The sequence below is a fragment of the Ensifer sp. NPDC090286 genome (genome assembly GCF_044769565.1).
In the GTDB taxonomy this organism is placed as follows: Bacteria; Pseudomonadota; Alphaproteobacteria; order Rhizobiales; family Rhizobiaceae; genus Ensifer.
Window position 1 is genome coordinate 69,829 of the sequence record NZ_JBIVYF010000002.1, and the last position, 12,877, is coordinate 82,705.

Genomic DNA, 12,877 nt, shown 5'->3' on the forward strand with positions numbered 1-12,877 from the left:
TCCCCGGGGTCTCGGCTTGACGGGGTAGGGGGCTACAGAAACAAAGTGCTTAGGCGTCGAACATCCAAGCGGCAGGCAGGGCTTTGACCAAGGACAACCACATATCGGAGGCGCTGCTCGAAGAGGCCATGGACTGGTTCCTCGAGTTGAAGGCGCGCCCGAACTGTCGCGATACCGACGCCCGGTTCCGCGCCTGGTTGGGCCAGTCGGAATTGCATGGTCAAGCCTGGCAGACGGCGTTGCGGACCTGGCAGCTGCTCGGCGAGGTGCCGCCGGTGCACGAGCATCTTTGGCGCGGGGCAAGGCCGTCCGTTTCCGTCGAGCTACCGATGCGCCACCGCCGCCGGGTGGCGACAAGCGGCTTGGCCGCCGGTGTGGCGCTGGCGCTTGCTGCCTGCCTCGTGCTTTTCGTCTCCTTGCCGTCGCTTCTCGTGTGGTGGCAGGCCGATCATGTGACCGAGACGGCGCAAAACAGGACGGTTACGCTCGCGGACGGGACGATCATCGAAATGGGCGGCGGTAGCGCCATCGCCACCGACATCAGCGTAGGCACCCGCCATGTCAGGCTGCTGAAGGGCGAAGCCTATTTCAACGTCGCCCGCGATCCTTCGCGTCCCTTCGTCGTCGAGGCGGGGGGTGTCGAGGTTACCGTGCTCGGGACCGCGTTCGATGTGCAGCTGGCGAGCACGGAGACAACCGTCGAGCTGGCGCACGGCACGGTCGCCGTCTCCTACAGCGCCAACGCGCACAAGCAGAATTTCGAACTGGCGCCGGGAGAAATGGCGACGGTGAGCCATGCGACCGGCGCAGTCTTGCGGAGTGCGATCGCGGCGGATGAGATCGGCGCCTGGCGAAGCGGCAGGATGTTCGTCAATGATGTCACGGTCGCCGCGGCCGCCGAGCGGCTGCAGCGCTACCATTCCGCCTGGATCTCTATTCCGCAGCCCGATCTGGCGGGACGGCGCGTGACCGGCGTCTACGACCTGAAGGATCCGGATCGTGCGCTCCAGGCGCTGGTGCAGCCCTTCGGCGGCAAGGTGCGCGAGGTGACCCCCTATGGCCGCATCCTGACCCGGTTTTAATTGGAGTAAAAAAATCAGGAAAAAATCGCGCGCCGGTGAAAAAAAATCCGGGGCCGGTCGTCTTTGGTTGGAAACACGCGTCCGCAAGGCCGCGTGGAAGGCCGAGACGGGGGTAAGATGCGTTCGCCGAAATGCCGCAAGGGACATCTGAAATTCGATACGGGACATCGCCGTGAAAGACGGCGCCTGCTGACGACGACGGCGATCGCCGCGTTTTCCTCCTTCGCGCTGATGCCCATTTCCACGGCCTCCGCCCAAGATACCACGTCGCGCGTCAGCAATGCCCGCAGCTTCGACATCCCGTCGCAGCCGCTCTCCACAGCGCTCAACGCCTTCGGAAGGCAGTCCGGCCTGCAGGTGACCCTGGCGGCTTCCACCTCGCAGGGGCTGCGCTCGGCAACGGTTCGCGGAACGATGACGGCGGACCAGGCGCTTGGTCGGCTTTTGTCCGGCACCGGCATTTCCTACAGCATATCGGGCGGAACCGCGCTGGTCGGCGCGGCCGTGTCGGCGGGTGGCAGCGCTGCGGTCGCTGCGGACGGAGCAACTGTGCTCGATCCGATTTCGGCCTTCGGTGCCGGGCCGCTCGGCGCCGGCGAGATCGTCATCTCGTCGGAAGACCTGAAGCGAAAGAACCCCGCCAACATTGCCGACGTGTTTTCCGGCGAGCCCGGAATTTCGGTCGGCAGCTCGTTGCCGATGTCGCAGAAGGTCTACGTCCACGGCATCGAGGAAACCAGCCTCGCCGTGACGATGGACGGCGGCCGACAGAACAACAAGGTCTTCCATCACAACGGCACCAACCTCATTGACCCCGGCCTGCTGAAGGCCGTCAACGTCGATGCCGGCGTTGCGCCGGCGGATGCCGGTCCCGGGGCGCTTGCCGGCGCGATCGCTTACGAGACGATCGACGCGCGCGATCTGCTCGATGGTGACGGCTTCGGCGGTTTTGTCACGTCGAGCTACAATTTCAACAGCGACACAGTGACGACCGGGATCTCCGCATACGGCATGCGCGACGGGCTCGAGTTCCTCGGCTACTTCAATTTCGGCAACGGCAACGATTTCACCGCCGGCAACGGGCAGGACGTGGAAGGCACGTCAACAGACGTGTTGAGCGGGCTTGGCAAGCTTGCCTACGAGTTCGACAGCGGCGACCGTTTCGAGATAAGCCACGACCGCATTCGCGACGATGCGCCGCGTCCGTTCCGCGCCAATATCGGCTTTATCGACGGACGCCCGCCCTGGGAGCCGCGCGTGCGCGACTACATGCTCGACCGGCAGAACACGGTGTTTACCTACACCGACAGCACGCCGGAGGGCTGGTGGGATCCGACGCTGATGCTCGCCTACTCCAGGACGGAGGTCGAAATTCCGATCATCCTGCCGCCGCGCCTCAACATTCCGCCCTATCCCGCCACCGGCACCACGAGCAGCTTCAACGGCAAGTTCGAGAACAAGTTCTCGTTCGACATCGGTAACGTCATTGCCGGCGTTGACTTTTATGACGACAAGGCTGACCTCGACGACATGTTCGATGCCAGCACCGAGAAGGCGCGCAATGTCGGCATCTATGCCCAGGCCCGGCTCGAACCCTGGGAGAGAACGCGCCTCTCCTTCGGTGCGCGCGGCGACACGCAGCAGTTTACCGGGACGACGGGAGAAGAGTGGAACAATTCGGGCCTCAGCGGCAACGTCTCGGGCGAGTACGACCTCATCGAGGACCTGCTGACCGCCAAGGCGGGCTATTCGCACGTCTGGGCAGGCATTCCGCTCGCCGAAAACTTCATCATGAATCCCAACTGGGACTATGGCAGCGGTCCGAAGCCGGTGACGGCGGACAACTACATCCTCGGCCTGGAGGCGAACTACAACGACTTCACCGTCGAAGGCAGCGTCTTCCAGACCGATATCGATGACGCCCGCACGCCCCGGTACGCCGTTGCGCGCGGGATCGAGGCCCATGACGTCCGCTCGCGCGGCTTCGAGATCGGCGCCGGCTACAGTTGGGGCGATGGCTTTTTCAAGGTGAAATACGCCAATATCGACGTCGAGATCGACGGCAAGCCTGCCGATTCTGATCTCGGCACCTATCTTGCCGCGCCGGCCGGCCAGATCATCACGCTGCAAGCGGTCCACACGCTGACGGACTGGGGCGTCACTTTCGGGGCCGACGCGGAAATTGCGCTCGACTACGACGACGTTGCCGACGGCAGTAAGCCCTTCGAGGGCTACCAGGTCTTCAACGCCTTTGTCGAATACGTGCCGCCGGAGCGGCCCAACCTGTCGCTGCGCGCCGAACTGAAGAACATTTTCGACGAAACCTATTCGGACCGGGCGACCTACGGTCAGGAGTTCGGAACGGTGACGCCGCTCTATGAGCCGGGCCGTTCCTTCATCCTGACCGCCAAGGCGACGTTCTAGAGCGTCCTTGTGCGTTTGGATGAACGCACGGCGCTTTAGGCTGACGGTCCGCGCCCGCGACGGCCGCCTCCTTCCGGTGGCCGTTGCCTGAAGAAGCGGAGGCGGCCACCCAAGGGCCGCCCACGCAAGCGAAAGCCGAAACAGGAGTTCCAGATGCAAGAAGCCACCACCCATTTTGCGACGGAAGACGGCCAGAAATACCTGACGCAGCTCTGCAAGCATTTCGCCCACAAGGTCGACGTCGAACAGGAGGGCCCGCGCGCCGAGCTCAGGTTTTCCTGCGGCACCGGCTACCTCCACGCCACATCAGAAGGCTTGAGCATCCGCGCCCGTTCACCCGATGACGCCAACCTTGCGGACACGAAATCGGTGATCGAAAGCCATCTTCTGCGCTTCGCGTTCCGGGAAGAGCCCGGTCCGCTTGCCTGGCAGCCCGCCGGCTAAGCGAACCGCTCGCAAGCTAGTTCCGACAAGAAAATTCAATGTGTTGGTCGAAAGCGCCAACGCAATTGCGCGGCTATGCGTGTCGCGTGCCGAGGATCAGGATGCAATCGTCTAGGCAAATCGCAGAAATCGCCACCTTTCAAAGCTTCGCAAACTGCTACCTGCGCGAAGTCAATCCGGGCATCCGGGCCATGCATCGCGCCGCAGGCGGCACTGTCGATTGCGTGGAGTGGTCTCTTCCCAGGCAGCAGATGATCCTGCGCGCCGAGGTCACGTCGCCGTCGCTCTGCGGTCCCCACCATTTCGGCCGGGTCTGGGGCAGGGGTGTGTCCGACGCCACCTGGCGCCAGATCGAACTGATTTCGGCGCTCCATATTCTGGTGCACGAATGCTACCGCCAGGTCGACGAGGCCCAGGCCGACGCCCTGCGCGGTTTCGAACTCGAACTGCTGATGCGCGTGCTCGAAAGCTACCAGCAGACCGCACTCTATATTGACAGGGCCGCGCCGGAACCGGCGGACGGCGGACACTTCATCGAAGCGGAGCAGTCGCTCGTTTTCGGCCATTGGCAGCACCCGACGCCGAAGAGCCGCCAGGGCATGACCTATTGGCAGCAGGAGAGCTACGCGCCGGAACTGCGCGGCCAGTTCAAGCTGCACTACTTCGCGGCAAAACGCGGCGATGTCCGGCACGATTGTGCGCGGGGACTTGCAGCGCCCGAGATCGTGCAGTCGCTGGTCGGCCTGGATGCCGACGGCATCGCGCTCGGGAACGACGAGTATCTGTTGCCGATGCATCCGCTTCAGGCAGAAGCCCTGCTGCTTGATCCCGATATCCGCGGCATGCTGGGGGAGGGACGGCTGCGGCATCTCGGCCCCGCCGGCCCGGCCTTTACCGCGACCTCGTCGGTGCGCACGGTTTACGGCGCCGATGCCGGTTGGATGCTCAAGTTCTCCCTGCCCGTGCGCATTACCAACTCCGTGCGGCTGAACCGTCGCCAGGAGCTCGAAGCGGGTGTCGCAATGGCAAAGCTGATCGACCGGATCGGTTTTGCCGAACGCTCGCGTAACTTCCGTATCATTCAGGACCCCGCCTACATCACGCTCGACTTGCCGGGACGCAGCGAGAGCGGCTTTGAAGTCATCCTGCGGGAAAACCCATTTGCCGGCAGCAGCGGGCGGGGCGTCGTCACCGTCGCGGCCCTGACCGCCGATCCGCTACCGGGGGCGCCATCCCGGCTCGCAAGGCTGGTTCAGACGGTTGCTGCGCGCGCCGGCGAGAACCTGGCGGATGCGGCGCTTGCCTGGTTCCGCCGCTATCTCGACTGCGCCGTCGAACCGCTGATCCGCCTCTATGACGACTGCGGGATAGCGCTCGAAGCCCACCAGCAAAACAGCCTGTTGGACGTTGGCACCGGCTATCCGTCCGTCAGCTACTACCGGGACAATCAGGGCTTCTACCTCTCGGAGCGGTATCGCAGCCTGATTGCCGGCCATGTGCCGGAGACCGAAAGGATCGCGTCCCTCTATTTTGCCGAGAGCGAGATCCGCGATCGCTTTGCCTATTACCTGATCGTCAATCAGGTCTTCTCGGTGATCAGCCGCATGGGCCATGACGGGCTCTGCGACGAGGGCCTGCTCCTGCGCGAACTGCGCGCGCATATCGAGCGCTATGCCACCCGAATGAGTGGCGCCGGGCGCGATTTCGCCCGTCACGTGCTCGATCTGCCGACGATCGTCTCCAAGGCTAACCTGACGACGCGCCTCTACGACGTCGACGAACTGCAATCCAGCAACGCGCCGTCCCTTTATCGCCCTGTGCCGAACCCGCTCCGGGCGCCGGCTGTTCTGACTGCGCCGAGGACCGACCATGCCATTGCCTCTTGATCTCAAGGGCCGCCCGGACGAGCGGGTGCTCCGCCAGCTCGTTGCCGCGCTGCTGTTCGAAGGCATCGTTGAGGCCAGCGAGCACACGGACGGGGATGTCACCAGCTTCCACTGGTCGCTCGGCGGCCGGCAGTTCCGCTCCCGCGGCGCCATCGGTCCCTTTGGCCGGCTGCGGCTGGCTGCCGGATCGGTGGAGATGCGCGATGACGTCGACGGCTGGGTCATGCCGCCGCTGGCGCATCTGGTATCCGTCCTGCCGGGCAGTGGACCGACGCGCGGAAAGCTGCTCAACGAACTGACACAGACGATTGCCTTCAGCGCCTGGAACGAGCGTCAGGTACCGGCGCGGCTGCGCCGCGCCTTTTCATTTGCCGAGTTGGAGGGAGCGCTTGACGAGGGGCATCCCTACCACCCCTGCTACAAGGCGCGCACCGGTTTTTCCGTCGCCGACCATGCAGCCTATGGCCCCGAAATGGGGGGCGCGTTCCAGCTCGTCTGGTTGCTGGTGGCGCGCAAGCATCTTCGCTGCGCGATCCCTGGTGATGAGGATGCCTTCTGGGAAACGGAACTGGGGGAGGAAACCTGGTCCGAACTCCGGGCGAAGTGGCAGGAATGCGGTGCTTCGCCTGACCTTTTCGGCCTTCTGCCGTTGCACCCGTGGCAATGGCGCGAACTCCGCGAAACTGACCTTGCCGGCTGGATCGCCGCGGGTGAAGTCTTTTGCCTTGGCCCGGCGGGGGACCGATACACGGCGACGCAGTCGGTCCGTTCCCTGTTGAACCGGGACCGGCCGCTGGCCGCGAGCATCAAGCTGCCGCTCAACATGGTCAACACCTCCTCGCGCCGCATCCTTGAGGCGCATTCGGTCTGCACGGCGCCGGTGATCTCGCACTGGATCGCCGGGATGGTTGCCGGCGATCCAGCTTTTCGAGACCGCTATCCGCTCACCATCCTGCAGGAATACGCCGGCATCATCGCCGACAGCGACGGCCCTTTGGCCGGACAGGTTGCAGCGATCTGGCGCGAGAGTGCGGAAGCGACGCTTGCAACCGGCGAGGCCGTCATTCCCTTCAACGCGCTGATGATGGTCGAAGCGGACGGGCGTGCCTTCGCCGACGACTGGATCCAGCGCTTCGGTTTGATGCCCTGGATCAACCGCCTGATCGAAGTCGCCGTCCTGCCCGTCTGGCACCTCCTGCTGCATCATGGGCTGGCGGTCGAAGCGCACGGCCAGAACATGCTGCTCGTCCATCGCGACGGCTGGCCGGTCCGGCTGATCCTGCGCGATTTTCACGAAAGCATCGAGTTTTCGCCGGGCTTTCTGCGCGCGCCGGAAAAGGCGCCGGATTTCCTGTCGCTCGAGCCGATCTACCGGGAGGCCGAGCCCGACCAGTTCTACTGGACGGACAACCTGGATTCGCTGCGCGAATTGGTGATGGACACGCTGTTCGTCTACAATCTGAGTGAGATCTCCCACCTTCTCGACCACTGCTACGACCTGCCGGAAACACTCTTCTGGCAGCGCGTCCAGACTGTGCTTGCCGCCTACGAGGTCGAGCACGGCGCGACGGAGCGGCTGGCGCAGCTTGCCTGCGACCGCCCCCGCATCCTGACTGAATCCCTGATGACGAGGAAGCTGCTCGCGCTCAAGCCGGAGTATCACCACGAGGTGGCGAACGCCTTGGCCGCAAGAACGCTCCAACGAAGGAGAAAGCCATGATCCGTATCGACGACAGGCTCTATGACGAGACCTATTTCAGCACCAGATCGGCAGAGCTCGCAGCCGAGATCGGCCTGAGCGCGCAAGACACCGGCCGCTACGCCGTCTGCTTCTCGGAAACGATCGATTGGCTGGCGCTGTTCTTTGCCATCCGCAAGGCGGGGGCGAGCGTGCTGCCGATCCATCCGGGCACACCCTATCCGGCCGCGCGTAAGCTGGCGATCGGCGCCGGCTGCGACCGGCTGTTCTACAACAGCCTGACGGCCGAAGTTCTCGAACCATCCGACCTGCTTTCGCCTCAGGGCAAGCTGTTGCAGATGAGCTCCGGAACGACGGGCGCGCCGAAATGCGTGGCGCGCAGCTGGCGGGAAATCGATGCCGAGATCGAAAGCTATGTCGGCACCTTCCGCGAACCGGAGGACATGACGCCGGTCGTCGCCTGCCCGGCCACCCATTCCTACGGGTTGATCTGCGGCATCCTGGTGGCGCTGAAGCGTGGGCAGACGCCTGTCATCGTCAACACCGCGAACCCGAAGTATCTCCTGAAGGTGCTGCGCGAGACCGAACGGCCGCTGCTCTATTCCTCGCCGGCGATCCTGCACACGCTGGCGCGGCTGATGCCTGCGGGCGAGCAGATCCACGCGACGATGACGTCGGGTACGCTGCTTCCCGATCCGTGGTTTGCCGATATCCGCGCCAAGAGCCGTTTCATGTTCCAGCAATATGGCTGCTCGGAATCCGGCTGCATCGCCATCAATCCGGATGTGACGTCTGCCGGCGACATGGGCTTCGTCCTGCCGCATCTGATCGCCGCCACCGGCAACAGTGCTGAGGATACGGGCGAGATCGTCGTCAGCAACGGCGACGGCGCGCCGATCCACACGCGCGACCTCGGCTACCGCCGCGCCGACGGCATGCTGGTCTTCGTTTCCCGCCTGGACGACATGATCAACGTCTCCGGCCTCAACGTCTATCCGAAGGATGTGGAGGATGCGGTCATGGCGATGCCGGCGGTCACCGATGCGGTGGCCTTCCGCAAGGCCGACCGGTTTGCCGGGGAGCGCGTCGCGCTGCTCTTCAGCGCCGAGGCGCCGGTGTCGCCGCAGGCGGTGCGCGAATGGTGCAGCCGCCACCTCGCGTCTCACCAGTTGCCGATGGAAATCCTGCAGATCGACGCGGTTCCGCGCCAGGCGAACGGCAAGATCAGCCGCCGCGACGTCGCGGCCCGTCATCTGGCAGGCGAATTCAACAAACCGATTGCGGGAGCCGCATCATGACCGAAAGCGAAGTTCTGGTGGCGGTCGAGGCCGTCCTGACCGACAAGATGGCGCATGGACATATGGACGGCTTCGGCCTCGATGCCCGCCTCAACGAAGATCTCTATCTCGACTCCGTCCTGATCCTCGAGATCTTCCTCAATCTCGAGCTCGAATACGGGTTGTCGGTGCCGGAAGAGGCGATCGCGAAACAGGAGATCGAAACGGTCGCCGATCTCGTCGCGCTCTATGTGCCCAAGCCCACCGCGACCATCGTGCCGGCCTTTCCGCTCACCGGCGGGACGACCGACGAAGGCGTGCACGGCGAGGCCTATTATGACATCAAGGTCCATTGCTTCGTCAGCTGCGTTTCGGATGGCCTAAAGCGAAACGGGCTGGACCAGCGGCCGTTCTATTTCGGCGTCTGGGACGCGAAGTTCGCGGTCAGCGAACGTTTCGAGCTGCTCTATCACGCGCCCGATATCACCCAGGAATTCTTCCGCGGCTGGTTCGAGCGGCTCTACGGCGTCTCCGTCGTCGAGTGGTACGACCCGCAGCGCACCAAGCTCGACAACCTCGCGGTGCTCCTCGGGCTGTTGAAGCAGCGCGGCGAAACCGGCTCGGTCATGGTCATGCTCGACATGTTCCACCTGCCGGAACGCGAGAACAAGTTCAACCAGAACCCCTTCCCGCACTATCTGATGCTGCAGGAGACGGCCGATCCCGACACATGGTTCGTGCACGATCCCGACTATCGCTGGGAGGGCGAGATCGCCCGCGAGAAGGTCATTCACGCCATCATGCAGCCGACCGTCGGTGGCGGTTATGTCTTCGACAATGTCGAGGCGCGCGCGCCGTTTGCCGAAGATCTGAAGGCTTATTTCGAGGCCTGCTTCGTCCGGGACCGCAATCCGCTCGTCGATGCCGTCAGAGCGATCGTTGCCGCGCATCTCGATGGCACCAACGGGGTGATGCTTACAGATCTCGGCGCGGCGGTGCGCGAGCTGCCGGTCATCACCATCCGGAAATATGCCTATGAGCACGGCTTCGCCTTCTACTGGCGGGCGCTGAAGCTGCCGTCGGGCGAATTCGAAAGGTGGTGCGAGGAGATCGAGGCGCTGGTCCAGTCGCTGAAGACCCTGCACTACGCCTGCATGAAGCTCGCCCAGACCGGCGACCGCGCTCTGGCCGCGCCGGTCTTCGCGCGCCTCGACGAGGCGGACCGGCTCGAAACGAGACTGAAAACCAAGCTCGCCGAAGTCTTCGAACGCTGGTGCGACCTTGCCATCCCCGCGGAAAGCCACACCCCCTTGAAGAGAGTTGCGCGATGAGAGTTTCGCTTTGCACCATCACCTTCCGGCACCACCTGATATCGCTGGACGAGATCGCCGCCTGGGCCGAAGCCAATGATTTCCAGGGCATCGAGCTCTGGGGTGCGCATGCGCGCAATCTCGCGCCGCGCCCGGACCGCAATGCGGAATGGCTGGACGGCTACGGCCTCTCGGTGCCGATGATCAGCGACTACCTGCCGCTCGACGGCGACGCCGAAACGCTGCGCACCAAGACGGTCGAGCTTTGCCGGCTGGCGCGCCGGTGGCGGACCCGCAAGATCCGGACCTTTGCCGGCAATCGCGGCAGCGCCGAGGTCAGCGCCGACGAGCGGCAGCGGATCGTTTCGCGGTTGAAGGACATCTGCGCGATCACCGCCGGCTACGGCACCCAACTGCTTGCCGAGACCCATCCGAAAACGCTGGCCGACACGGCGGCGTCGACCATGCAACTGATCGAGGAGGTCGACCATCCCGCCTTTGCGATCAACTTCGATACGCTGCATGTGTGGGAGGGTGGCGACGATCCGGTCGCGGTGCACCGGTCGATGAAGCCGCATATCCGGCACTATCACCTGAAGAATATTGTCGACCGCGCCGACCTGACCGTGTTCGAGCCCGCCAATGTCTATGCCGCCGCCGGCAGCCGGCGGGGCATGACGCCGCTGTTTGAGGGCGCCGTCGACTACGACCGCTTCCTCTCAGAAATCACAGGCGACCCGCAGGCCGATGCGTCGCTGGAATGGTTCGGAAACGATTGCTTCGAGACCCTGCGTGGAGACCGCCAGCAGATCAACCACATGGTCGAAACGCGCACGCCTGCCCGCAGAACGGCAGGCGTCTGACGCGGTAATCGACATCGCCCGGCGGCCTGGCCTTTGGCCGGCTGCTACACCGTCGGAAGTCTGTAGATTTCCGTATGTTCCGTTCGTCCCGCCAGGCAATGCTTGCCGAGCGGGATGAGATCGGAGCGATCTTCGGCCACCAGGTCGAAGGTCTCTCCACTCAGCAGCATCACCACCTCCTCGCCGGGCGCGACCGCCTTGCCGAGCTGCTCCAGCCGGTTGCAGGCATTCACGGTGTCGCCGACGATCGTGTAGGCCGAGCGCCCGGTCATTCCGATATTGCCGGCAACGACGGGGCCGGAATGGATGCCGATGCGCAGGCGGAGTGGTGGCAGGCCCTGTCGCTGTCGCTCCGCATTGTCCTTGGCGATCGCCCGGGCAATGCCGCGCGCCGCGCGGACGGCGCGATCGGCGTGGTCCTTTTGCGCATCGGGCGCGCCCCAGAAGGCCATGACGCAATCGCCGATGAACTTGTCGATGGTTCCGCCCTCGCCCTCGATGCAATGGCCGAGCAGGTCGAAGTGGCTGTTCAAGAGCGCGGCGACGTCGCCGGCGCTGGTCTTCTCGGCGGTGGCGGTGAAGTCGACCACGTCGGTGAACATGATGGTGACGACCCGTTGGGTCGAGGCCAGGTCTTCGCTGCCGATCAGGTGGCGCACGAGTTTCTTCGGTACGTAGGTCTCGAGCCAGCGAAGGCCGGTCAGCATGGTGTTGTAGGCCTTGGCCTGTTCGTTGAGTTCGGTGAACAGGCTGCCGGGAAGCGGACGGAGTGCGGCGAAATCGAGCATGCCGACGGCACGGACCTCACGTGCCATGCTGGTGACGGGACGAACGATCAGCCGCCCGACAATCCACGCGATGACGATCGCGACGAACAGGACGGCGAGACCGGCAAGGCCGGCCCGCAGCAGATCCCAGACCGGCTTCTCCACCGATTCGATCGGAACCTCGACGCCGATGATGAGCGGGGCCGATGCGTAGCCGCGGATTTCGCGCGTCAGGATGACCCGCCCGTCATCTCTTCCAAGCTTGACCGCGCGCACCTCCATGTCGGTGTCGTCGAAAGTCTCGGGCGGTCCTTTCCACAGTTCGGCGAGATAGGGATCGCCCAGTTCGTCAAGTGTCGGCAACCGGTGTTCTGCCGACAGCAGCGGATGGCCCGCGGCCATCAGCGGATGGGCCAGCACCTGGTCGCGGCCGTAGAGAACGAAGGGCGTCGTCCCGGGGTTCGAGAGCGCTATCTGGCGCAGGAAATCGGACATGGCATCGACCGTGATGGTCGCCCGGAACATGCCGGCAAATTCGCCCCCGAGGTTTGCTGGCTGCTGCAGGTTCGCGACCGAGGTGCGGATCGCCGGATCGGGCACGAAGTAGACGGGCCCCCAGTGGGGCGTGCCGCTGCGTCGCGCTTCCTCGATCTCCGAACGCTCGTTATCGCTCGTCACCTTGTCGGCGAAGGAAAAGACACCCTTGGGCCCCTGCGTCACGCCGAGGATCTCGCCGTTTGGCCGGACGAAGGAGAGCACGCGAACCTGCGGCGTTGCCGCCAGGGCACCGGTCATAACACGTTCGAGTTCGAGCGTATCCGTTGGATCGAGACGACCTGCGCCGACCTCCCGCGCCAGAAAGGCGAGCTGGTCCTCCACCGGTGAAAAGCGGCTGCCGATTTGCGTCTGCACCGCCTCCAGCCCGAGATGCGCCGATTGCACCAGCAGATCACGCGTCGTCCCGGCCGACATGAACCACACGACCGACAGGATGACGGCCGCGGTCAAGGCGACCAGTGCTGCCATCACGATCGCCAGCGTGCGCGACAGGCGAATGGTTCGGGTCCGTTTTTCGGCGTCAGCCGGCTTGGTGATCTGCACGCGCATGCCTCATGTTGCAGCAGG

9 protein-coding genes are annotated in these 12,877 nt (G+C 64.3%); 8 read left to right on the forward strand and 1 reads right to left on the reverse strand.

The annotated features are described in order from the left end of the window. Positions 1 to 83 precede the first annotated feature (83 nt). The 8 genes from ACIQUG_RS10690 (at position 84) to ACIQUG_RS10725 (ending at position 10,985) form a co-directional block, all read left to right on the forward strand. Positions 84 to 1,082 carry a FecR family protein gene (locus tag ACIQUG_RS10690; protein WP_402320870.1) on the forward strand — a complete coding sequence of 333 codons (999 nt, stop codon included), beginning with the start codon at positions 84 to 86 and terminating at the stop codon, positions 1,080 to 1,082. A gap of 117 nt (positions 1,083 to 1,199) precedes the next feature. Beyond that, the gene (locus tag ACIQUG_RS10695; RefSeq protein WP_402320873.1) at positions 1,200 to 3,506 is read left to right on the forward strand and encodes a TonB-dependent receptor domain-containing protein; all 2,307 of its coding nucleotides are present in this window, start codon (positions 1,200 to 1,202) and stop codon (positions 3,504 to 3,506) included. A 153-nt stretch (positions 3,507 to 3,659) separates the two neighbouring features. Further along, positions 3,660 to 3,950, forward strand: a complete 291-nt coding sequence (locus ACIQUG_RS10700) for a DUF2218 domain-containing protein (protein ID WP_402320876.1) — start codon at positions 3,660 to 3,662, stop codon at positions 3,948 to 3,950. 101 nt (positions 3,951 to 4,051) lie between these two features. After that, positions 4,052 to 5,836, forward strand: coding sequence for an IucA/IucC family protein (locus ACIQUG_RS10705; protein WP_402320879.1), 1,785 nt, complete (start codon positions 4,052 to 4,054; stop codon positions 5,834 to 5,836). Then, positions 5,820 to 7,556 (forward strand): IucA/IucC family protein, encoded by a 1,737-nt coding sequence (locus tag ACIQUG_RS10710; RefSeq protein WP_402320882.1) that lies wholly within the window; start codon positions 5,820 to 5,822, stop codon positions 7,554 to 7,556. The genes ACIQUG_RS10705 and ACIQUG_RS10710 overlap by 17 nt, the downstream gene beginning before the upstream one ends. Continuing rightward, entirely contained in the window at positions 7,553 to 8,833 is a 1,281-nt protein-coding gene (locus ACIQUG_RS10715) for an AMP-binding protein (RefSeq protein WP_402320885.1), read from the forward strand. The genes ACIQUG_RS10710 and ACIQUG_RS10715 overlap by 4 nt, the downstream gene beginning before the upstream one ends. Beyond that, positions 8,830 to 10,143, forward strand: coding sequence for a DUF6005 family protein (locus ACIQUG_RS10720; protein WP_402320887.1), 1,314 nt, complete (start codon positions 8,830 to 8,832; stop codon positions 10,141 to 10,143). The genes ACIQUG_RS10715 and ACIQUG_RS10720 overlap by 4 nt, the downstream gene beginning before the upstream one ends. Further along, a complete protein-coding gene (locus ACIQUG_RS10725) occupies positions 10,140 to 10,985 on the forward strand; it encodes a sugar phosphate isomerase/epimerase family protein (protein ID WP_402320890.1) in 846 nt (281 codons plus the stop codon). Before ACIQUG_RS10720 ends, ACIQUG_RS10725 begins: the two co-directional genes overlap by 4 nt. A 44-nt stretch (positions 10,986 to 11,029) precedes the next feature. Here the strand turns inward: ACIQUG_RS10725 and ACIQUG_RS10730 are convergent, their stop codons facing one another. After that, complete coding sequence (locus ACIQUG_RS10730) at positions 11,030 to 12,853, reverse strand: adenylate/guanylate cyclase domain-containing protein (protein WP_402320893.1); 1,824 nt, start codon at positions 12,851 to 12,853, stop codon at positions 11,030 to 11,032. Positions 12,854 to 12,877: the final 24 nt, after the last annotated feature.